This window comes from Dactylosporangium sp. NBC_01737, from assembly GCF_035963215.1.
Lineage (GTDB): Bacteria > Actinomycetota > Actinomycetes > Mycobacteriales > Micromonosporaceae > Dactylosporangium.
The window spans coordinates 5,982,310-6,002,899 of record NZ_CP109153.1 but is presented as its reverse complement, the minus strand read 5'-3'; the positions used below and the strand labels follow the sequence as shown (position 1 = coordinate 6,002,899).

The following is a 20,590-nucleotide window of genomic DNA, read 5'->3' as shown; positions in this document are numbered from 1 at the left end:
AGGATCTTCCAGACCGTGCTGGCCGCGATCCGGTAGCCGCGCCGGCGATCTGCGCGCCGGCGCGCCTCCGAGTCAGGGCAGCGGCACCGCCTGGCGGGTGCGGGCCGAGAGCTCCGCCGCCTCGAGCATCGCTGTCGTGGCCAGTCCCTCGGCGCCGCTCACCAACGGCGGGTGGCCGTCTCGGGCCGCCCCGATCAGGTCAGTCAGTTCGGCCGCGTAGGCCGCCAGGCGCGGCCCGCTGACGGGGTCAAGCGGGTCGAACGCCGCCTGCTCGAAGACGACCGAGAAGCCCTCCCCCTTGCCGAGGCGCACCGCTCCGTACGCGTCGCAGTCGATCATGCCTTCGGTACCGACCAGCTGGAATTGAAGCCCGGAGCCCAGGCCGGGCGCGGGAATGTCGTAGCTCATCCACAGCTGTGCCATCGCGCCGCCCTTGAAGTGATACGTGGCCATCGCGCTGCGCAGTGGCGGGTCCGCGGCTCCGTACTGTTCGAAGACGGCGAACGCGAGGTCGGGTTCGTCGCCGATGAACCAGCGCACCAGGTCACAGGCGTGCGCACCCCACGAGGCGTAGGTGGTCTGCTGGGCGGGATCGAGCTTCCACTGGTCCTGGGTCTTGCTGGTGTCCCAGAAGCCCATTTCGGGCCCGATCGCCCGCACCATCGTGACCCGCCCGATCGCACCGTCGTCGAGCAGTCGCTTGGCGAACACGGGTGCGTCGCGGAACCGGTGCTGCGACACGACGGCGAGCTGCACTCCGGCCGCCTCGGCGGCGTCGTTCATCCGGGTGCATTCGGCCACGTTCTGCGCCATCGGCTTCTCGATCAGGACGTGCTTGCCCGCCCGGGCCGCGGCGACGGCTTGAAGCTCGTGGCCGGCTGGCGGCGTCGTCAGCACGACGACCTCGACCGCAGGATCGGCGAGGAGGCTTTCGTACGAGTCGTGCAGTGGGCAGCCGTAGTCGGCGGCCAGAGCCGGCGCGCGACGGCCGCCGGCGACGCCGACAAGGTCCGCCTGCACCACGTGGTTGGCCGCCACCTCCGACCAGGTGCGTCCCATGAAGCCGGAGCCGAGCACACCGACGCCGGTCATGATGCCTCCCCGAGCCGACCGTGCCGGTCGAGCAGGTCGATGATGCGGGCCGCCGAGAAGGTGTGCATGTCGGCGAACGCCTCCACCGACGTCGCGCCGACGTGCTGGGTCAGCACCACATTCGTGAGCCCGGACAGTGGGTCCGGCACTGGTGGCGGCTCCATCTCCCGGACGTCAAGGCCCGCGCCGCGCAGCCGGCCGGCCTTCAAGGCGGCGGCCAGTGCCGCCTCGTCGATGAGCCCGCCCCGGGCCACGTTCACCACCACCGCGTCCGGCCGCAGGCGTCCGATCGCCGCGGCGTCGAGCACGTGGCGCGACTCCGCGGTCAACGCGGCGCACAGCACGACCGCGTCGCTTTCGTCGAGGAGGTCGTTCAACGGCACGAGCGGGAAGGGCGCCTCGGTGCGGTACGGATCGTGGGCCACGACCGTCATGCCGAGTCCGTGTGCCTTCTCGGCGACGCGGGTGCCGATGCGACCCAGGCCGACCACCCCGATGCGCTGACCGCGCACCCGTCGAATCATGTAGAACTCCGGCAGTTCACGGACTTCCCATCGACCGGCCGCGGCAGCGCTCGCCATCGGGACCAGTGCCCGCTGCACCGCCATCAGCAGTGCGATGGCCTGGTCGGAGACCTCCTCGGTGCAGTAGTCGGGCACGTTCGTGACCTCGATGCCGAGCTCTGCCGCGCGTGCCGTGTCCACGCCGTCCATGCCGACGCTGTAACAGAGGATGCCGCAGCATCGTGTCATCAGGTCAAGCTCTTCGCGGGGCAGCCGGCCCGACGCGACGACGACGTCGGCCGTCGGCAGTGCCTTGCGGGCGGCGTCCAGGTCGGCCGGTAGCACCAGGTCGATGCCACGGGCCGCCAGCGTGTCCCGTTCGACGTCGTAGCTCCACCGCAGGGTGGTGATGGGGTCGTAGACAACAACGGTGGGAGCGCCCATGTCTCTCCTCGGATACAGCGGCGTTTCAGCAGTTGAATTCAGCGTTTTACTCGATAAAATCAGCCGACTACACCGATGTCAAGGAGGCCCCGTGCTCGTCACCGCTGCCGAAGTGCTGCACCTGCGGGCACCGCTCACCGTCGCGGCCGGTCCGGCCGGCGTGTTCAACCGGCACCGCGAAACGTTGCTGCTGAAGCTGTCCACCTCCGACGGAACAGTCGGCTGGGGCGAGACCTACGCCCTGCCCGGCACCCGCGACCTCCTGGCCATGCTCGCGGCGGACCTTGTCGGCGCGCCGGTCACGCACGCGCGGCCACGCCGGCCCGGCCTTGACGAGATGGGCGCCGCGCTGGCGCTGAGCGCCGTCGACATCGCCTGGCACGACCTGCTCGGCCGAACGCTCGGCGTGCCGGTGCACACCCTGCTCGGCGGTGCCCGACGCGAGCGGGTGCCGGCGTACGCCTCCGGCTTCCTCTACCAGGAGGGCCGCCACCCCGCCGACGTCTGGCCGGACGAGGCGGCCGGACTGCACGAGCGAGGCTTCCGCGCCATGAAGGTCCGCATGGGCGGCTACCCCCCGGACGAGGAGCTGGCGCTGCTGGAGCAACTGCGGGCCGCTCTCCCCCGCGACGTGATGCTCATGGTCGACGCCTGGGGCGCCTATTCGGCTCCCACCGCGGTGCGGGTGGGCCGGCGCCTGGCCGAACTGCGCGTCGCGTGGTTCGAGGAGCCGACCCCCCTGACCCGCCCCGAGCTCACCGCGCAGCTGGCGGTGCCGGTCGCCGGTGGCGAGATGGGGCGGACGCGGTCCGAGTTCGCACGGCTGCTCGAGCACCGCACGTTCGACGTGATCCAGCCCGACGCGGCGATCTGCGGGGGACTCGCCGCGGCCCGGTTCGTCGGGGAGCTCGCGGCGCTGCATGAGATCGCGTGCGTGCCGCACACCTGGAACGGGGCCGTGATGGCCGCCGCCACCCTGCATCTGGCCGCCGTCCTGCCCCTGGCCGCACGCACCGGCGACGGCACCTGGCCCGGCGGCGACGTGAGTGGTCCCATGCTCGAGTACGACACGAGCGAAAACCCGTTCATCCGCGACATCCTGTGCGTCCCGCCCTCCTTGGTGGACGGATATTTCGCGGTGCCCCACTCGCCGGGCCTCGGCATCGAGATCAACGAGACCGCACTGTCCCAGTACCGCATCGCATAACCGCACCCCAGGAGGCAACCATGCAGAAGGAACCGATCGTCCCCGCAGGCGGCGCACCGCCGGCCGGGCCCTACTCACCCGGAATCCGGGCCGGCAACCTGCTCTTCGTCTCGGGCCAAGGGCCCTTCGACGCCGACGGCAAGCTCATCGGCGACACCTTCCAGATCCAGGCACGCGCCACCTTCGCCAACATCGAACGCATCATCACGGCCGCCGGCGGGAACCTTTCCGGCATCCTGCGCATCGGCGCCTACCTGCACACCCTGGACGACTTCGCGGAGTTCAACGACATCATGCGCGACGTACTACCCACCCCGCATCCAGCGCGTACGACGATCCCGGTACCACTGCCCGGATTCCTGATCGAGATCGACGCGGTCGTACTCCTCCCCGACCCCGCCTGACAACCTGTACCGGCGCTCCACGGTGAGCTCACCGTGGAGCGCCGGGACGCTCAGTAGGACAGCCACCCACCGTCGACGAGGATGCTCGCGCCGGTGACGAAGCCGGCCTCGGCCGAGCAGAGGTAGGCCACCATCGAGGCCACGTCGTCGGGATGGCCGCGGCGGCCCAGTGGCGTGTGTCGCTCCCACCACCGCTGCGGCTCGGACAGCTCCGGCGGGGGTGCCGGGGTGCCGGCGCGCTCGTCGAGCGCGATGTCACCCGGTGCGACGTGGACCGCTCGGATGTTGTGCGGCGCCAATTCGAACGCCAGCCCCCGGGTCAGCCCCAGCATCCCCGCCTTGGTCGTCGTGTAGGCGGTCGCGTGATGCTGGGCCGCATACGCGGCCACCGAGCCGATGTTGACGATCACGCCCGGCGTGCCGCTCGCCATCATGTACCGGGCGGCCTCGCGGGAACACCGGAACGCAGCGGTGAGATTCACGCCGACAACGCGGTCCAGCCACTCGTCATCGCAGTCGAGCAGCGGGCGCGACGCACCCGGCCCAGTGACCGCCGCGTTGTTCACCAGGATGTCGATGCCGCCGAAGCGCTCCACACAACGCGCGACGAGCGCCCTGCAGGACGCCGCGTCGGCGAGGTCGGCCACAGCGACGTCGAGACTGCGATGGGGCGCGGCGAGCCGGCTCGCCGCCGCGGCCGCGGTCTGCGGGGTTCGCTGACCGACGAGGACGTGCGCGCCCTCATCGGCGAGGCGGGCCGAGATCGCCGCGCCGATCCCGCTGCCGCCGCCGGTCACCAGGGCCACCCGCCCGGCCAACCCGGCGGTACCGGTCACTGCCACGACACCTCCTCCGCGTCGGGCCCGAGCATGACGATGCCGATGCCGGGCTCGACCTCGGCCCGCCGCCGCAGCATCATCACCGTTCCGTCGTGCGGGGCCGAGATCTCCTCGGCCGGCAACCCGTCGCCGTCGAGAATCTCCGCCACCAGGTCGCCGCGCCTGACCTGGTCGCCGGCCCGGACCGCGGTGACACACCAGCCTGACACCGATGCGGCGACCGACGAGTCGACGTCGCCGTCACCGCCGCGCAGGATCCGTTGCGGCCCCGATCCCGCCGGCACGTCCGCGGCGGCGAGCATGCCGAGCTGGCCGAGCACCCGCAGTACGCCGTCGCGGTAGCCGAGCAGCTCCGAGCGGCGCAACGATCCGCCGCCGCCGCCCTCGACGTAGATGGACGGCACGCCGTAGGACGAGGCCGTGGTAAGGCTGCGCCCCGGATTGAGCTGGTCGTGCGCCCAGACCAGCGGCGCACCGAACGCGTGCGCCGCCGGTCGGCCGGTCGGATCGCTGAAACCGGCGAAGAACGGCATCGCGTAGTTGAGTCCCGCCGAGTGCAGATCGATGAGCAGGTCCGCGTTGCGGATGACGCGCTGCGCCAGGGCGTCCGCGATCCGTTCGGTGACCGTGCCGTCGGCGCGGCCGGGGAAGCTGCGGGCCAGGTTGCCCTCGTCGATGGGGCTGGTCCGGGTGCCCGCCTCGTGCGCCGGCGGGTTCGCGACCGCCACCGCGAGGATCCGCCCGGACCACTGCGGCGGGTCGGTGCTGAGGTGCGCCACGATTGCCCGCACGGCGGCGATGCCCTCCAGTTCGTCGCCGTGCACCCCGCCAAGCAGGGCCACGGTCGGGCCGGTGGCGGAGCCCGCCAGTTCCCGGATCACGACCGTGGCCTCGCCGAGGTCGATCCGGTGTGTCTTGACTTCCTCCCCACGGCTGAAGCGGGGGGATTCCTGGACCTCACGGTCCGGGGTTTCCTTCTTCATCGATTGCTGCTCTCCCGCGCCAGACGCGAGCTGGTCTCACGCCATCCAGGGGCTTGCGCACTACGCACTCCGGTCACGGCCGCCCGATCTCGGCCGTCGCCAACGTTTCCCGCACGTGGTTTCGCATGTCGTCGTCGACCTGCACGAACGGGAACGCGGTCGTCGAATGTGCGATGACCCCCTGCTGGACCAGAGCCTCCTTCAACGACGCGATGACCGAGGCGCTGAAACTGCCGCCCGGCATCGGATGCTGGTAGAGCTTGAAGAACGCCACGATGCGGCCCTGCATCTCGGCCGCGCCCTTCCAGTCCCCGGCCGTCGCGCGCGCGGCGAGTTCGACGTGCCACGGGGCGAAGACGTTGGCCAGGCCCGGCACGGCGCCGTGGAACCCGCCCAGCAGCAGCCCGTCGATCGCGAACTCGCTGCCCGTGTAGCGGCGGAACCCCTCGATGTCCGCCGTCGCCTCGGCCAGCATCCGCTGGGCCTCCACGTTGCCCGATGAGTCTTTCACCCCCGCCACAACTCCCTCGCCGGCGAGCTCACGCATCAGGTCCGGCTCCAGCACCACGGTGACCCGGCTGGGAATGTTGTAGGCGAGGACCGGCACCGGGCCCGCGGCCGCGGCCACAGCGCGGAAGTGTCCGCCGAGCTCGGCGGCGGAGTGCGGGAAGACGAACGTCGGCGGCACGAGCAACGAGTCGGCGCCCATCTGCGCGTACACTTTCGCGTCGGCGACCGCCTCGCGGGTGCCGAGCGCCGGCACGCCGACCATGAGGTGGGTCCGCTCGTCGACCCGGGCCACCGCGCGGGCAGCGACCTCGAGCCGTTCGTCACGGGAGAGCGCGCCGTTCTCGCCGCACGAGCCGAGCACGAGCAGCCCGGTCACGCCCCGCCCGATGAGGTGGTCGACGAGTGCGTCGAGTGACTCGAGATCCGGGGCACCCGACGGCAGCATCGGGGTGACCATCGGCACGATCACACCGGCGATCGGCGGGGGGACCGGGACGCGAAGCGATGTCATGGAGACCTTCCTAATGAGCGGTGGGCGACGTTGCGGGACTGATGAGCGATCCGGGGAAGTGACAGGCGACCTGGCGGTCGGATGTGATCGGCGACAACGGTGGCGGGCTGGTGACGCAGATGTCCTGTGCCACGGGACAGCGAGGCTGGAACGGGCAGCCGGGTGGCACGTCCAGGGGCGAGGGTGGTTCGCCGGTCAGCACGATCCGGTCGGCCGCCCCCGGGGCCAGGTCCGGGTGGCGAGTTCCCGGACCGCGACCAGGTCGTGCGAGACGAACAGGTAGGCGAGGCCGTGCTCGCGCTGCAGGTCCCGCAGCAACGCGATGACGTGCGTCTGGATCGACACGTCGAGTGAGGCGGTCGGCTCGTCGAGCACGATCAGCTCGGGACGGGCGGCGAGCGCACGGGCGATCGCGACCCGCTGCGCCTGGCCACCGGAGAGTTCATGTGGATACCGCCCGGCCAGGGCCTGACCCAGTCGTACCTCGTCGAGCAGCTCGGCCACCCGCTTGCGGCGTTGATCCCCGGGCATGCCGAGATTGACCAGCGGCTCTGCGATCGCGTCGCCGACCCGTTGACGTGGGTTGAGTGAGCCGTGCGGGTCCTGGAAGACAGCCTGCATGCGCTGCTGGCGCCGCACGCCGCTGCGCGGGTCGGCCGGATTGTCGCCGGCGACCCTGACGGTGCCCGACGTGGGCGGCTGCAGGCCCAGCACAAGGTGCGCCAGGGTGGACTTGCCCGAGCCGGACTCGCCCACGAGCGCCACCGTTTCGCCGGCCCGCACGTCGAGGTCGACGCCGGCCAACGCGTGCAGCTTCCTGCGGCGGACCCGGTAGACCTTGGTCGCCGCGCGAACGACCACGAGCGGCTCGCCGACCACCGGCTGCTCCACGGGTTGGTCCGACGGCACCGGCCCGGGTGACGGTGCCGGGTCGTCATCGCCTCCCTTGCGGGGCCCCTGCCCGACCGCGTCGTGGTTGAAGCAGGCGACCCGGTGGTCGCCGCCGATCGACAACAGATCGGGCATGGTCTGCGCACAGGCGTCGAGCCGGTAGGTGCAGCGCGGCTCGAACGGGCAGCCGGGCGGTGGATCGGCGAGGTCCACCGCGCTCCCCGCGATGCTTGCGACCTCCCCTCGCCGCAGTGTGATCCGCGGGGTCGCATCGCGCAGCGCGGCCGCATACGGATGGCGCGGCCGGGCGAAGAAGTCCGGCGCCGGGCCGTCCTCGACGATCCGGCCGCCGTACATGACGATGACCCGGGTGCAGAGCTGGCGGATCAGGCCGAGGTTGTGCGAGACGATGACCAGGCCCATGTCGGCCTGCGGGCCCGGCGTCCCGATAGTGGCGAAGAGTTCCATGATCTGCGCCTGGATGGTGACGTCCAGCGCCGTGGTCGGCTCGTCCGCGATCAGCAGCAGCGGGTTGTTCGACAGCCCCAGCGCGATCAGGCCGCGTTGCCGCATGCCACCGGAGAGCTCGTGCGGGCGTCGCGCGAGCTGGCTGCGCGGCGCGGGCATGCCCACCGCCCGCAGCGCCTGGACGGCCCGGTCCCGGCGGCGCCCGCGGTCGGTCTCGCCGTGCGCGCGCAGCCCTTCGGAGAGGTGGTCGCCGAGGGTCCGCAGCGGGTCGAACGAGGTGAGCGGGTCCTGGAACACCATGCCGGCCTTGCTGCCGCGCAGCCTGCGCATCCGCTCCTCCGGCAGGTCCGACAGCTCGACGCCGTCGATCGTGATGGAGCCGGACTCCTGTTTCGACCACGGCGGCAGCAGCCGCATCAGTGCCAGCGCCAGCGTCGTCTTGCCCGAGCCGGACTCACCGACGATGCCGACGCGCTCGCCGGACGCCACGTCGAAGGAGGCGCCCGCGACGGCCCGTACGTCGTCGTAGGCGATGGTCAGGTCGCGGACCGAGAGCAGGCTCATCGCGGCCTCCTGCTGGACACGTCGATGCGGAGCGCGGCGCCGAGCCCCTCGCCGACGAAGTTGATGCCGAGCACGGTCAGCATCAGCATCAGCGCGGGCGCGAGCGCGGCCACCGGGGCGGTGTAGATCGCCCGGACCCCTTCGGTGAGCATCACTCCCCAGTCCGCCTCCGGCGGCTGCACACCGATGCCGAGGAAGCTCAAGGCCGAGAGCACCACGATCCCGTTCCCCATTCCGATCACCAGCAGGACGACCAGCACGTCCGCGACGTTGGGCAGCACGTGCACGCGCAGCATCCGCGGCAGCGAGGTGTTGCTGACGCGGGCCGCCTGGATGAACGCCGCGCTGCGCAACGGCAGGACCGACCCGCGCATGACCCTGGCGTAGGACGGCAACGCCGCGATCGAGACCGCGAGCACCGCGCTCGTCACGCTCGGTCCCAGGATCGCCACCACGACGATCGCGGTGAGCAGCGTCGGGAACGACAGCAGCACGTCCACCACGCGCATCACGACGGTGTCGAACGTCCGGCCGATGAAGCCGGACGCGATGCCGAGCAGGCTGCCGGCGGCCGCGCCCAGGCCGACCGCGAGCAGGCCGGCCGGGATGGACAGCACGCCGGCGTGCAGCAGCCGGGCCAGGATGTCGCGGCCGAGGTTGTCGGTGCCGAGCGGATAGCTCGCGGACGGGCCGGCGTAGGCGTCCATCGGATGTGTGCGGGTCGGTGACGCACCGTAGACCAGGGGCCCCACCACGGTGACGACCGCCACGATCAGCAGCAGCACCAGGCCCACCTTGGTCAGCCGCTGGGACAGGAACCGGCGGGCCGCGCTGGATCTGGTCGTCATGACAGGCCGATCCGGGGGTCGATGATGCGATAGACCACATCGATGAGCAGGTTGATGGCGAGGATCAACAACGCCACGACGAGGATCTCCCCCTGCACGGCCGGCAGGTCCCGCCGGCCGATCGAGTCGAAGATCGTGGTGCCGAGACCCGGCCAGGAGAAGATGTTCTCCACGATGAGGGCGCCCGCCAGCAGCCGCCCGAACTCGACCGAGAGCAGCGTGACCACCGGGATGGACGCGTTGGGCAGCACGTTGCGGGTGAGCAGCCGCCGCTGGGGCACGCCGACGGCACGCAGCGTCCGCACGAAGGGCCGGCCCACCGCGTCCAGCACGCTCGCCCGCACGACCCGCGCCTGGATGCCGGCGAGCGGGATGCCCAGCGCCAGCGCGGGCAGCACGATCGAGGACCAGGACTCCGCGCCGGCCACCGGGAAGATCTGCAGGTACACCGCGAACACCGTGGCGAGCACCGTGGCGAGCAGGAAGTCGGGTGTGGCCACCAGCATCGTGGTCACGGTGGTGAAGCTGAGCCCCGTGCGGCGCCGTTTCGCGTCGCGCAGCGCGCTGGCGATGCCGATCGGCAGCGAGAGCAGCAGGCCGGCGAGGACGCCGGCTGCCGTCAGCAGCAGCGTGTTGGGCAGGCGCTCGGCGACGACGTCGGCCACCGGCTGCCGGGTGAGGAACGAGGTGCCCAGATCGCCGTGCAGGACGTTCTGCAGATAGGTGAAGAACTGCACCAGCAGCGGCTCGTTGAGTCCGAGCTGTTCGCGCAGGTCCTCGGCGACCTGCGGGTCCAGGTTGGTGCCCGCGATGACCTGCACCGGGTCGCCGGGCACAAGACGGATCATCGCGAACGTGATCACGAGCACCGCCAGCGCGGCGGGAACTGTCACCAGCACCCGCCGCGCGACGAATCGTACGAAGCTCACCCGACTGGCACCAGGTCGTTGATCTTCAGGATGCCGTCCGGCTGCATGCCGATCCCGCCGACCGCCTTCGCCGAGAACACGACGCTCTTCGGCTGGTACAGCACCAGGGCCGTGTGGTCGGCCGCCATGAGGTGCTGCGCCCGGGACACCAGCGCGTTGCGCTTGGCGTCGTCGACCTCGCTGATCGCCTGCTCCAGCGCGGCGTCCACATCCGGGTTGCAGTTGAACGTCAGGTTGGTGCCCTGCGGCACCTGCGCCGACGGGATGTTGGCGCAGGCGAAGAGGATCCGCATCGACCCGGCCGGGTCCAGGATGCCGTAGCGGCCGATGTAGATGGACTGGTCACCCTTGCGCCGGGTCTGGGTGACCGTGGCGAACTCCTCGGTCTTGATCTGCGCCTTGATGCCCACCTGAGCCAGCTGGTCCTGGACGAGCTGGTCGATCGCGGGCCACGGGTCGTCGCTCGCAGACAGGATGGACAGCGTCAGCGGCTTGCCGTCCTTCTGCATGACGCCGTCGGCACCCGGGGTGTAGCCGGCCGTCGCGAGCAGCGACTTGGCCTGGGCCTGGTTGTACTTGGTCACCGCGCTCTCGACGGTCTTGTCGTAGCCGGGGACGATGGTCGGCACCGTGCTCCAGTTGGTCTCGGCATAGCCGCTGGCCACGGCCTGGATGAGCGCGTCGCGGTCGATCGCCGCCGAGATCGCCTTGCGGACGTTGAGGTCCGGCACGTTCTTCGCGTTGATCCACAGGGCGGTCTCGCTGACCCCGGGGAAGGAGGCGTTGTTGAGGTTCGACGCGGAGGCCAGACGCTTGGCGTCCGGCCCGGTCAGCTGGGCCACCTGCACCGCACCGGTGGTCAGCAGGTTCGCCCGGGTGCTGGCGTTGGTCACGTACTGGAAGACGATCCGCGCGTACTTCGCGGCGCCCTTGTTCGTCAGGTCGGGACGGATCGTCGTGTAGTCGGCGTTCCGCTCGACCTCGAGGCGGTCGCCCTTGACGTAGCTGACGAACTTGTAGGGTCCGGTTCCCACGGGCTTGGCGTCGAGCGTGCCGGCACTCGCCGCGGCCGGCGACGGGATGCTCAGGTCGGCGTTGGCGAGGTTGATCAGTGCCGCGCCCACGGGCGTCTTCCAGGTCACCTTCACGGTGTTGTCGTCGATGACCTGGCTGTTGTCGTACGGGCCGAGAACGCTCTTGGAGTTGGTCGCCTTGGTGGCCGGGTCGACGACCCGGTCCAGCGCGGCCTTGACCGCTGTGGCGTTGAACGGGGTGCCGTCGTGGAACTTGACTCCGGTGCGGAGCTTGAACGTGATCGACGGGCCCTCGACGGTCCAGGACTCGGCCAGGCTGGGACCGATCGTGCCGTCGGCGTTGACCACCACGAGCGTGTCGTAGATGGCGGCCATCTCGTCACTCAGATATTGGATGTTCTTGGCTGGGTCAAGGGTTGGCTGCTCGGCGCCCTCGGCGATGTGCAGCGTCCCGCCGCCGGCCGAGTCGCGGGTATCTGCCGAACCGCACGCTGCGGCGGCGGCGATCATGAGGAGCACGGCACCACCGGCGACCAGCCGGGAGTACGTTCCCCTGCGGCGCGTAGACATCAGGACTGTCCCCACTTCGACGAAGCCGCCCGCCACCAGGCGGGACGCGATCTTCTGACGCGTGACTGAGTATTAGCTCGCCCGCAAAGTCATGTCAACGGCTGAAACGGTCGTTCCGATATTGTTGACCACGTGCTTCTGGCGCCGGGTATCCGGCAGGCCAGAGCGTTTTGACAGGTGAAACAAATCGACTACGATGAGGCGCCAGCACGGGCCCACCAGGGGTACCATCGCCCGTGCGATCTCACACTCGCACCGCGCCAGCGTCCCCAGTGTCACGAGACAGGACAGACCGATGAAGCAGACGGCTGAGTCCGCCGCCAGCTACCCGATCCGGGCAGTCGAGCGCGTCTGCGACATTCTTGACGTGCTGCAGCGATCCCGTGACGGTGCGTCGCTCTCGGATGTCGCCGAGGTGACGGCACTGCCGAAGAGCTCGGCCTATCGCTACCTGTCGGCCCTCGAGGCCCGCCGTTACGTCGAGCGCGATGCGGCCAACAGCCTGTACCGCCTCGGCCTGGCCTTCCGGCCGCAGCACACCCGGCAGGTCGACGTGCTCGTCAACCAGGCCCGGCCGCACCTGGAGAAGCTGCGCGACCGGCTCGGCGAGACCACGAACCTGGGCGTGCTGGACGGGGCCCACATCGTGCACGCCCTCGTCGTGGAGAGCAACGAGATGATGCGGCTCGCGGCGCGTGTCGGCGAGCGCGGCAGCATCCACGCCACCGCGCTGGGCAAGGCGATCGCCGCCGAGCTGCCCGATGACCGGGTGCGCGCCATCCTGTCGGCCGAGCAGATGCTCCGGTACACCGACAGCACGATCACCTCCGTCGAGGACTACCTGGCCGAGCTCAAGCGCGTCCGGCGCGAGGGATACGGGCTCGACGACTGCGAGAACCAGCCCGACGGACGCTGCGTGGCGGTCGTGCTGGAGAGCATCCCGTTCCTGTGCGGCATCAGCGTGAGCGCGCCGGCCCGCCGGTTGACCTCCGACAAGGTCGAGACGGTCGCCCGGGCGCTGCGCCGCACTGCGATGCAGCTCGTGCGGGACTACCACGCCAGCGCCTGAAGCGCGCTCTCCACAAGCAATCCACCATCCGCACAGCCATCCCCACGCGCGGTGTTGACCACCGGGCGCGGCGGCGGCTACCGTCGTGTCAGTTTCAACTGTCGGTCTGCGAAATCCACTAGGTAGAACGCGGACGGCACGGCGGACACCGGAAGGGAGCCGAGTGGTGTCAAAAGCCTCGAGGGTCAAGTCAGCGGAGTACTGGCCGCGAGCGAGCCGTCATCTCCCGGGCGGGGTCAACTCCAACGTGCGGCTGTCCGCGCCGCCGGTCTTCTTCAGCCGCGCCCAGGGCGCGTGGATGTGGGACGTGGACGGCAACGACTACGTCGACTACCTGCTGGGGCAGGGACCGAGCTTCCTGGGCCACGCCAACGCCGCGGTGAACCAGGCGGTCCACGACGCCTGCGGCGGCGGCATGCTCTACGGCAACTCACACGTGCTGGAGGTCGAGGCCGCGGAGCGGATCTGCTCGGCGCTCGGCTGGGCCGAGATGGTCCGGCTCGGCCTGACCGGCACCGAGTCGGTCCAGGCGGCCCTGCGGCTGGCGCGTGCGGCCACCGGACGCCGGCGGTTCATCCGGTTCGAGGGCCACTACCACGGCTGGCTCGACAACGTGCTCGTCGACGCCGCCGGCACCGGACCCGCCAGCGCCGGCCAGGTCGGCGCGCAGCTCGCCGACTCGGTGGTGCTGCCGTGGAACGACGCGGAGGCCGTCGCGGCCGCGCTGGCCGAGCACCATGGCCAGATCGCCGCGCTCATCATGGAACCCATCATGGTCAACGCCGGCACGATCGAGCCCCGGCCCGGCTACCTGCAGCGCGTCCGCGAACTGTGCACCGAGCACGGCGTGGTGCTCATCTTCGACGAGGTGATCAGCGGCTTCCGGGTCGCCCTCGGCGGAGCGGCGGCCCGCTACGGCGTCACGCCCGACCTTGCCACCTACGGCAAGGCCATGGCGGGTGGCTGGCCGGTCGCGGCCGTGGCCGGCCGCGCCCACCTGATGGAACGCTTCGGCACCGGCGAGGTCAACCACTCGGGCACCTTCAACGGCTCCGTGATGGCCGCCGCGGCGGTGGTCGCCACCATCGACCTGCTGACCTCGGACCCGCCATACGAGCGCATCGCCGAGCACGGCACGGCGTTGATGGCCGGGCTCCTCGAACTGGCCGACAAGCACCAGGTGCCGCTGCGGGTGCAAGGTGTCCCGATGGCGTTCCACGCTTCGTTCGGCCCTCGGGAGCCGGTCACCGACCACCGCGAACTGCGCAACCTCGACCTTGCCCGGTACGCCCGCTTCGCCGAGGTGCTGGCGGGGTACGGGGTCTGGGTCGCCGGGCGAGGGATCTGGTACGTCTCAGCGGCGCACGGCCCGCGTGAGCTCGCCACCACGCTTGAGCGCGTGGACGATGCGCTGAACGAATCAGACGCGTAGGGGGTCCGGGCACATGCGGGTCGGCATTCTCGGTCTCTGGCACGAAACCAACACCTACGCCACGCACCAGGCCACCCTCGCGGACTTCGCCGACTTCGAGCTCGCACAGGGTCACGAGGTTCTCGAGCAGAACGTGGGCACCGGATCGGTCATCGGCGGCTTCGCCGACTCCCCCGACCACGAACTGGTGCCGATCTTCTCGGCCGGCGCCTGGCCGTGCGGCCCGGCCGATCGGGTCACCATCGAGGCACTGCTCGAGCGCGCCGGCCGGGCCCTGCGCGCGGCCGGCCCGCTGGACGGGCTGCTCGTCAACCTGCACGGAGCGATGGTCGCCGACGGCTATCCCGACACCGAGACGGCGCTGCTGTCGGTGGTCCGGGAGACCGTCGGGTCCGTGCCCCTGGCGGCGGTGCTCGACCTGCACGCCAACCCGTCACCCGAGTTGGTCGAGTCCTGCGAGGTACTCGTCAGCTACGACACCTACCCGCACGTGGACATGCGCGAACGAGGCCGCGAGGCGGCCCGGCTGCTCGGCGACGTGTTCGCCGGGCGGCGGTTGCGCACGGCCGTCGGCAAGCTTCCGCTGCTGGTCTGCCCGTTGGCCCAGGCGACCGACGCCGAGCCGATGCGCTCGCTGCAGCGACGGGCTGCGGCCCGGGCCCGCGCCGCGGGTCTGGTGCGGGTCTGCATCCCGGCCGGATTCGCCTACAGCGACGTCGACCGGGTCGGCATGAGCGTGCTCGCCATCCACGACGAGGGCGACGAGGCGGCCGCGCGCGACGTCATCGCCGAGACCCTCGCCGACATCACCGAACAGACCGACGCCTTCATGGTGGCCCGCGACGACGCCGCCACGGCCGTGCGCCGGGCGATCGCCAGCGCGGCCCGCCCGGTCGTCCTCGCCGACGTCGCCGACAACATCGGCGGCGGCAGCCCCGGCGACGGGACCGCACTGCTCGCCGAACTGCTGGCCCAGCACGCACAGGACGCCGTGGTGACCGTGGCCGACGCGCGGGTCGCCCGCCTGGCAGCGGACCTCGGCACTGGTGCGGAGATCGAAGCGCTGGTCGGCGGGAAGTCCGACCGCCGGCACGGCGACCCGGTGCACGTGCGCGGACGGGTCGTCACCGTCACCGACGGCCACTACCGCACCCAGGGCAGCTGGATGACCGGACGCGAGTTCAGCATGGGCACCACCGCGGTGCTGCGCGTCGAGGGCATCACCCTCGTGGTGACCGAGAGGCCGACGCCGCCGTTCCACGCCGAGCAGCTCTCCTCCGTCGGGGTGGACGCCCGCTCCGCCAAGATCATCGTCGCGAAGGGCGCCATCGCCTGGAGAGCCGCGTTCGGTGACATCGCCGCCGAGGTCATCGAGGTTGCCACGCCCGGCGCCTGCCCGATCGACGTGGCCTCACTTCCCCGCAGCACAACGCCGATGACCCTCCCGCCGACGACCTTCGCAGACCGGCCCGGCGTGAAGCCATGAGCGGTCCGGAGCAAGGTGGAGGGCCCATGAACGGTCCGGAGCGCAGCGGAAGGGCCACTCATGGCGGGTCCGGCCGGTTCTGGCTGCAATGCCGCGTCTGTGGCAGGTCCCGGGAAGCCGGCTCCCTGCGCTACCGCTGCGCCGACTGCGGCGGAGAACTGGTCGTGCGCTACGCCGCCGCCTCCGGCGGTTGGCAGGACCCGGCGCGGCGCGGGGTCTGGCGCTACCGGGACCGGCTACCGCTGCACGACCCGGCGAACATCGTAAGTCTGGGCGAGGGCGCCACGCCGCTGGTGGAGCTGACCGGTGCCGTGTCCGGCATCGCCTCCGTGCAGGTCAAGTGCGAGCATCTGAACCCGACCGGCTCCTTCAAGGACCGCATCGCTTCGGTCGCCCTCTCCATCGTGCGCGAACGCGGACTCGCCGGCTGCGTCGGCACCTCCTCCGGTAACGGCGGCGCGGCCGCCGCCGCCTACGCGAGCCGGGCCGGCGTGCCGGCGGCGCTGTTCGCGCTCGCCGACACCGCCGCGCCCAAGCTGCGCCAGATCCGAGCGCTCGGCGCGCGGGTCCATCTCGTCGACGGCCTCGGCCACGACGCCGCAGCCACCGACTCGGCGGCCACCACCATTGCCGCGATCGCCGCCGACCGGGGCCTGATGCCACTGTTGACCGGCGGCCGGTTCTCCCCCGAGGCGATGGAGGGTGCGACCACGATCGCGTACGAGATCGCCGAGGACGCTCCGGCCACGACCGTGGTGTATGCGCCGGTCGGCGGCGGCGGGCTGCTCTCCGCGATCGGCCGTGGCTTCACCGCCGGCGGGTTGATCGCCAACGGTGCGCGCCCCCGGGTCGTCGGTGTGCAGCCGGCCGGTTGCCCGACGCTGCGCCCGGCGTTGGCCGGTGACCTCACCGGGCTTCGGGGCCCATGCACCACCACCGTCTCCGGGCTGCAGGTCGCCGTCCTCTTCGACGGCGTCGGCGCGGTCGACGCGGTGCGCGAGTCCGGCGGGCACCTGACCGAGGTCACCGACGAGGAGATCCTCGATGCGCAGCGTATCCTCGCCCGCCGGCACGGCATCCTGGTCGAACCGGCCGGCGCGACCGCGTTCGCGGGGCTGCTCGCCGACGCGGCGGCGGGCCGGCTCGACCCCTCCGACCGGGCGGTGATCGTCGCGACCGGGGCCGGCTACAAGGACGCCGGCGCCCTCGCCCGGCTCGCCGGCGACGACCCGGTGCCCCGGATCACCGCCGACCAGATCACCGCCGCGATGGACATCCTCCGCTAATGGAAGGCCGGATCGCCTTGTCTGCACCGCGCTCGATCAGCAGCCTCTACGACCTCACCGGTCGCGTCGCGATCGTGACCGGCGGAGCCGGCCTCTACGGTCGCCACATGTGCTACGCACTGGCCGAGGCCGGTGCGCACGTGGTGGTCACCTCCCGCGACCTGACCGCGTGCGAGGCGGCCGCCACCGCCCTCCGCCGGGACGGTCACGAGGCCAGCGCACACCGGCTCGACCAGTCCGACGAGGCGTCCATCGTGGAGCTCCGCGATGCTGTCGTGGCGTCGCTGGGCCGCATCGACGTGCTGGTGAACGGCTCGGTGCACCGCCAGGGCAGCGACCCCGACCGCACCACCGCCGCGGACTGGGCCGCCACCAGCGAGGTGAACTCCACCGGGCTCTTCCTGATCACGAAACACATCGGCGAGCAGATGATGGCCCAACGTTCGGGCAGCATCGTCAACATCGGCTCGATCTACGGTGTGGTCGGGCCCACCTTCGACGTCTACGCGGGCACCGAGATGACCTCGCCTGCCTTCTACGCGTTCGACAAGGGTGGCATGGTGAACCTCACCCGGTACCTCGCGTGCTTCTACGCGCCCCACGGCGTGCGGGTGAACTGCCTGTCTCCGGGCGGGTTGGCGACCCCGGACCAGCCGGCGGCATTCGTCACCGCCTACGCCGAACGCACGCCGCTGGGTCGACTGGCCGGACCCGACGACATCAAGGGCCCGGTGGTCTTCCTGGCCTCGGACGCCTCCGGCTATGTGACTGGTGTGAACCTCATGGTCGACGGCGGCTGGACCGCCCACTGACCGGGTGGGACCAGGCCCGCAGTCCGCGCGTGTGGAAGCGTGGGCGCCTGAGCGCGCTTGACGAGCACACGCCGTTGCCGCCCCTGGCGCCCCGTGCCGTCTGACGGCTCGGAGCGGAAGGCGCGGCAACGGCGTGTGCTCAGCGATGCAGCAGGCCGCGGCGGAGACCCTTGTGGTGTCCGCGACGGGCTGAGTCGAAGTTGACCCACCCGAGTGGGCTTGCGCTAGCGGATGATGCGCTCGGTGGAGTCGAGGTCGAAGAGGTGGACGCGGCCGGGCTTGATCACCGCGGTGACGCGGTCGCCCAGTGCGACCGGGTCCTCGGGTGGCACCCGGGCGACGACCGTCGCTCCGCCGACCTCGAGTTCCACGAACGTGTCCGACCCGATCGGCTCCAGCAGGGCGACCTTCGCGTCGAAGGACAACCCGCCCGGTGCGCCCAGCGACACGTCCTCGGCCCGCAGGCCGGCCGCGACCCGCGGCCACTCGCCGTCGCGCAGCCCGATGGACGCGGCGGTGCCGAGTTCGAGGCGGACGTCCGGCGCCGTGAACACGACTCCGGCGGCGTGCCGTTCCAGGCTTCCCTCGATGAGGCTCATCCTCGGCTTGCCGAGGAAGGTCGCCACGTACATGTCCCGCGGCCTGCCGTAGACCTCGTGCTGGGTGCCGTACTGGACCAGCTTGCCGTCGCGCATCACCGCGATCAGGTCGGAGAGGGTCATCGCCTCCTCCTGGTCGTGGGTGACGAAGACGCTGGTGGTGCCGAGCGTCTGGTGGAGATGCTTCACCTCGGTCCGCATGCGTGCGCGCAGGGCCGCATCGAGATTGCTGAACGGCTCGTCAAGCAGGAAGACCGCGGGCTTCTTCACCATCGCCCGCCCCAGCGCCACCCGCTGCTGCTGGCCGCCGGAGAGCTGCCCGGGCCGACGGTCCAGCAGGTGCTCGATGGCGAGCAGTTCGGCCGTGTGCCGGACCCGGGACTGGATCTCCGGCTTCGGACGGCGCTGGAGCCGCAGCCCGAAGGCGATGTTGTCGAAGACAGACATGTGCGGGTACAGCGCGTAGTTCTGAAACACGATCGCCATGCCACGCTCGTTCGGGGGCACCCTGGTGATGTCACGCTCGCCCATGTGGATCGAGCCGCCGTCAGCCTGGTCCAGGCCGGCGATCAGATTCAGGGTTGTGGTCTTGCCACACCCGGACGGGCCGAGCAGTGTGATGAACTTGCCCGCCGGCAATTCCAGCGACAGGTCGTTCACCGCCGTCACCTTGCCGTAGCGACGGTAGATCGATTCCAGCCGTAGCGACATACCCGCCATGTCCAACTCCTCCGAGAAACAACGAACGCCGGAAGCTATGAGCCAGGCAACCTACGAGCCGAGTTGGGCGATCATCAGCTTCTTGACCGCCTTGATCGTCTCTTCGTGGGCCTGGTCGGGCGTCCACGTGCCCTTCGACAGGTTGGTCAGGCCCAGCAGGAACGGCGCGTTCCATTTGAACGGGGCGTTGCCCGGCCAGGCCAGCTGCGCCGATGCCTGCTCGGCCAGCGTCGCCGCGAGCGGGAAGCCCGCGGCCACCTCAGGGTCCTTGCTGACCGACAGGCGGCTCGACGGCAGCACCTGACCGGCCTTGCCGAGCACCATCTGCTTCTGAAACTCCGGCCCGGTGGTGTACTTGACGAAGCTCAGCGCGGCGTCGCGGTTACGGGTGAACTTGTTGATACCCAGGCCCTCGGCCACGATGACGCTGCCGCTCGTGCCGGCCGTGATGCCCGGCATCACGCTGACGCCGACCTCGGCCTTGGTGATGACCGACTTCTTGTCCGGGTCGGTGCTGCCGGCCGTGCTGCCGAAGCCGGTGGTCGCGGCCTGGCTGGCGGCCAGGTTCTGGTTGAACAGCAACGAGGTGTCCTGGTCGCCCACCGCGTTGGCGCCCGCCAGCCCGAAGAACTTCGACTGGAAGCCGCGGCTGATCGCCTGCCAGGCGGCGAGGCCCTTGTCGTTGTCGAAGAGCAGCTGGCTCTTGTCGTCGCTGAACAGCTGCCCCTTGGTGGAGTTGAAGAACGCGATCCAGAACGGGACGCCGTTGTTGTTCCACGGGATCACGCAGGGCTCGCGGTTGCCCACCGTCAGCTTGGGCGCGTACCCGTACAGCTCGTCCCACGTCCCCGGGATCTTCTCCGGCAGTGCCGCCGCGGACCAGTCGGTCTTGTTGTAGAAGAAGAGCAGCATGTCGGCGAAGAGTGGCGCGGCGAGCAGCGCACCGCCCTTGGTGAGCTGACCGAGCGCGGCCGGAACGTAGTCGCCGGTGTCGCCGAGCATGTCCTTGAGCGGAAGGTAGAGCTTGTCGCCGAAGTTGGAGATGAAGTCGACGCCGCCGTACAGCACGTCGTAGCTCGCGTCCTTGGAGACGATCCACGAGGCGTAGCTGGTGGCCCGTTCCGCGAAGGGAATCACCTTGGCGTTGACCTTGGCGCCGGTGACCTGGCCCCATTGCTTGCCGGCCTCCGTGCATGCCTGCACGCTGGATGGGTTGCAAGCGACGTTGATCGTGACCCCGGGGAACTTCCCGTCGCCCTGGCTCGTCGCAGTGGGTGCCGGGTCGTCGTCGGTGCAGGCAGAGAGGATCGGCGTGGCCGCCGCGACGGCGAAGACGCTTCGCAGCAGCGTACGCCGGGAGGTACCGTGGGATGCAGATTGGTTCATGAG

The 20,590-nt window shown here is 70.7% G+C and carries 19 protein-coding genes; 7 read left to right on the top strand and 12 right to left on the bottom strand.

Annotated features, from left to right (window positions below):
• Positions 1-72 precede the first annotated feature (72 nt).
• Both OHA72_RS26955 and OHA72_RS26950 read right to left on the bottom strand, forming a co-directional pair.
• Positions 73-1,092, bottom strand: a complete 1,020-nt coding sequence (locus tag OHA72_RS26955) for a Gfo/Idh/MocA family protein (protein WP_327010585.1) — start codon at positions 1,090-1,092, stop codon at positions 73-75.
• The gene (locus OHA72_RS26950) at positions 1,089-2,039 is read right to left on the bottom strand and encodes an NAD(P)-dependent oxidoreductase (RefSeq protein ID WP_327010584.1); all 951 of its coding nucleotides are present in this window, start codon (positions 2,037-2,039) and stop codon (positions 1,089-1,091) included. The genes OHA72_RS26955 and OHA72_RS26950 overlap by 4 nt, the downstream gene beginning before the upstream one ends.
• A gap of 91 nt (positions 2,040-2,130) precedes the next feature.
• On the opposite strand from OHA72_RS26950, the gene OHA72_RS26945 reads away from it, so the two are divergent.
• Both OHA72_RS26945 and OHA72_RS26940 read left to right on the top strand, forming a co-directional pair.
• Positions 2,131-3,246 (top strand): mandelate racemase/muconate lactonizing enzyme family protein, encoded by a 1,116-nt coding sequence (locus OHA72_RS26945; protein ID WP_327010583.1) that lies wholly within the window; start codon positions 2,131-2,133, stop codon positions 3,244-3,246.
• Between the two features lie 20 nt (positions 3,247-3,266).
• Positions 3,267-3,650 carry a RidA family protein gene (locus OHA72_RS26940; protein WP_327010582.1) on the top strand — a complete coding sequence of 128 codons (384 nt, stop codon included), beginning with the start codon at positions 3,267-3,269 and terminating at the stop codon, positions 3,648-3,650.
• Positions 3,651-3,700: 50 nt separating this feature from the next.
• Here OHA72_RS26940 and OHA72_RS26935 read toward each other — a convergent pair whose 3' ends face one another.
• The 8 genes from OHA72_RS26935 to OHA72_RS26905 all read right to left on the bottom strand — a co-directional run bounded on the left by OHA72_RS26935 (position 3,701) and on the right by OHA72_RS26905 (position 11,797).
• The gene (locus OHA72_RS26935; RefSeq protein ID WP_327010581.1) at positions 3,701-4,492 is read right to left on the bottom strand and encodes an SDR family NAD(P)-dependent oxidoreductase; all 792 of its coding nucleotides are present in this window, start codon (positions 4,490-4,492) and stop codon (positions 3,701-3,703) included.
• Positions 4,483-5,472 carry a succinylglutamate desuccinylase/aspartoacylase family protein gene (locus tag OHA72_RS26930; protein WP_327010580.1) on the bottom strand — a complete coding sequence of 330 codons (990 nt, stop codon included), beginning with the start codon at positions 5,470-5,472 and terminating at the stop codon, positions 4,483-4,485. The genes OHA72_RS26935 and OHA72_RS26930 overlap by 10 nt, the downstream gene beginning before the upstream one ends.
• Before the next feature lie 73 nt (positions 5,473-5,545).
• Positions 5,546-6,493, bottom strand: a complete 948-nt coding sequence (locus OHA72_RS26925) for a dihydrodipicolinate synthase family protein (protein ID WP_327010579.1) — start codon at positions 6,491-6,493, stop codon at positions 5,546-5,548.
• 10 nt (positions 6,494-6,503) lie between these two features.
• Complete coding sequence (locus OHA72_RS64880) at positions 6,504-6,695, bottom strand: oligopeptide/dipeptide ABC transporter ATP-binding protein (protein WP_442788679.1); 192 nt, start codon at positions 6,693-6,695, stop codon at positions 6,504-6,506.
• Complete coding sequence (locus tag OHA72_RS26920; RefSeq protein ID WP_327010578.1) at positions 6,689-8,416, bottom strand: dipeptide ABC transporter ATP-binding protein; 1,728 nt, start codon at positions 8,414-8,416, stop codon at positions 6,689-6,691. The genes OHA72_RS64880 and OHA72_RS26920 overlap by 7 nt, the downstream gene beginning before the upstream one ends.
• Positions 8,413-9,264, bottom strand: coding sequence for an ABC transporter permease (locus tag OHA72_RS26915; protein ID WP_327010577.1), 852 nt, complete (start codon positions 9,262-9,264; stop codon positions 8,413-8,415). The genes OHA72_RS26920 and OHA72_RS26915 overlap by 4 nt, the downstream gene beginning before the upstream one ends.
• Positions 9,261-10,193, bottom strand: a complete 933-nt coding sequence (locus OHA72_RS26910; RefSeq protein ID WP_327010576.1) for an ABC transporter permease — start codon at positions 10,191-10,193, stop codon at positions 9,261-9,263. The genes OHA72_RS26915 and OHA72_RS26910 overlap by 4 nt, the downstream gene beginning before the upstream one ends.
• Positions 10,190-11,797, bottom strand: coding sequence for an ABC transporter substrate-binding protein (locus OHA72_RS26905; protein WP_327010575.1), 1,608 nt, complete (start codon positions 11,795-11,797; stop codon positions 10,190-10,192). The genes OHA72_RS26910 and OHA72_RS26905 overlap by 4 nt, the downstream gene beginning before the upstream one ends.
• 295 nt (positions 11,798-12,092) lie before the next feature.
• On the opposite strand from OHA72_RS26905, the gene OHA72_RS26900 reads away from it, so the two are divergent.
• From OHA72_RS26900 to OHA72_RS26880, 5 genes are all read left to right on the top strand, one after another.
• Positions 12,093-12,866: an IclR family transcriptional regulator gene (locus OHA72_RS26900; RefSeq protein ID WP_327010574.1), complete on the top strand. Its 774-nt coding sequence runs from the start codon at positions 12,093-12,095 to the stop codon at positions 12,864-12,866.
• 166 nt (positions 12,867-13,032) lie between these two features.
• On the top strand, positions 13,033-14,298 hold the full coding sequence (locus tag OHA72_RS26895; RefSeq protein ID WP_327010573.1) for an aspartate aminotransferase family protein: 1,266 nt from the start codon (positions 13,033-13,035) through the stop codon (positions 14,296-14,298).
• A 13-nt stretch (positions 14,299-14,311) separates the two neighbouring features.
• Positions 14,312-15,784 carry a M81 family metallopeptidase gene (locus OHA72_RS26890; protein WP_327010572.1) on the top strand — a complete coding sequence of 491 codons (1,473 nt, stop codon included), beginning with the start codon at positions 14,312-14,314 and terminating at the stop codon, positions 15,782-15,784.
• Between the two features lie 26 nt (positions 15,785-15,810).
• Positions 15,811-17,070, top strand: coding sequence for a threonine synthase (locus OHA72_RS26885; RefSeq protein ID WP_327010571.1), 1,260 nt, complete (start codon positions 15,811-15,813; stop codon positions 17,068-17,070).
• Between the two features lie 107 nt (positions 17,071-17,177).
• Positions 17,178-17,882 carry an SDR family NAD(P)-dependent oxidoreductase gene (locus OHA72_RS26880; protein WP_327010570.1) on the top strand — a complete coding sequence of 235 codons (705 nt, stop codon included), beginning with the start codon at positions 17,178-17,180 and terminating at the stop codon, positions 17,880-17,882.
• Between the two features lie 224 nt (positions 17,883-18,106).
• Here OHA72_RS26880 and OHA72_RS26875 read toward each other — a convergent pair whose 3' ends face one another.
• Entirely contained in the window at positions 18,107-19,201 is a 1,095-nt protein-coding gene (locus OHA72_RS26875) for an ABC transporter ATP-binding protein (protein WP_327010569.1), read from the bottom strand.
• A gap of 51 nt (positions 19,202-19,252) precedes the next feature.
• Positions 19,253-20,587 (bottom strand): ABC transporter substrate-binding protein, encoded by a 1,335-nt coding sequence (locus OHA72_RS26870; RefSeq protein ID WP_327010568.1) that lies wholly within the window; start codon positions 20,585-20,587, stop codon positions 19,253-19,255.
• Positions 20,588-20,590: the final 3 nt, after the last annotated feature.

Coding starts and splice junctions, on each gene's coding strand:
- OHA72_RS26955 (WP_327010585.1), bottom strand. CDS start 1,092: ATGACCGGCGTCGGTGTGCTCGGCTCCGGCTTCATGGGACGCACCTGG.
- OHA72_RS26950 (WP_327010584.1), bottom strand. CDS start 2,039: ATGGGCGCTCCCACCGTTGTTGTCTACGACCCCATCACCACCCTGCGG.
- OHA72_RS26940 (WP_327010582.1), top strand. CDS start 3,267: ATGCAGAAGGAACCGATCGTCCCCGCAGGCGGCGCACCGCCGGCCGGG.
- OHA72_RS26930 (WP_327010580.1), bottom strand. CDS start 5,472: ATGAAGAAGGAAACCCCGGACCGTGAGGTCCAGGAATCCCCCCGCTTC.
- OHA72_RS26925 (WP_327010579.1), bottom strand. CDS start 6,493: ATGACATCGCTTCGCGTCCCGGTCCCCCCGCCGATCGCCGGTGTGATC.
- OHA72_RS26920 (WP_327010578.1), bottom strand. CDS start 8,416: ATGAGCCTGCTCTCGGTCCGCGACCTGACCATCGCCTACGACGACGTA.
- OHA72_RS26915 (WP_327010577.1), bottom strand. CDS start 9,264: ATGACGACCAGATCCAGCGCGGCCCGCCGGTTCCTGTCCCAGCGGCTG.
- OHA72_RS26905 (WP_327010575.1), bottom strand. CDS start 11,797: ATGTCTACGCGCCGCAGGGGAACGTACTCCCGGCTGGTCGCCGGTGGT.
- OHA72_RS26900 (WP_327010574.1), top strand. CDS start 12,093: ATGAAGCAGACGGCTGAGTCCGCCGCCAGCTACCCGATCCGGGCAGTC.
- OHA72_RS26890 (WP_327010572.1), top strand. CDS start 14,312: ATGCGGGTCGGCATTCTCGGTCTCTGGCACGAAACCAACACCTACGCC.
- OHA72_RS26885 (WP_327010571.1), top strand. CDS start 15,811: ATGAACGGTCCGGAGCGCAGCGGAAGGGCCACTCATGGCGGGTCCGGC.
- OHA72_RS26880 (WP_327010570.1), top strand. CDS start 17,178: ATGTGCTACGCACTGGCCGAGGCCGGTGCGCACGTGGTGGTCACCTCC.
- OHA72_RS26875 (WP_327010569.1), bottom strand. CDS start 19,201: ATGGCGGGTATGTCGCTACGGCTGGAATCGATCTACCGTCGCTACGGC.
- OHA72_RS26870 (WP_327010568.1), bottom strand. CDS start 20,587: ATGAACCAATCTGCATCCCACGGTACCTCCCGGCGTACGCTGCTGCGA.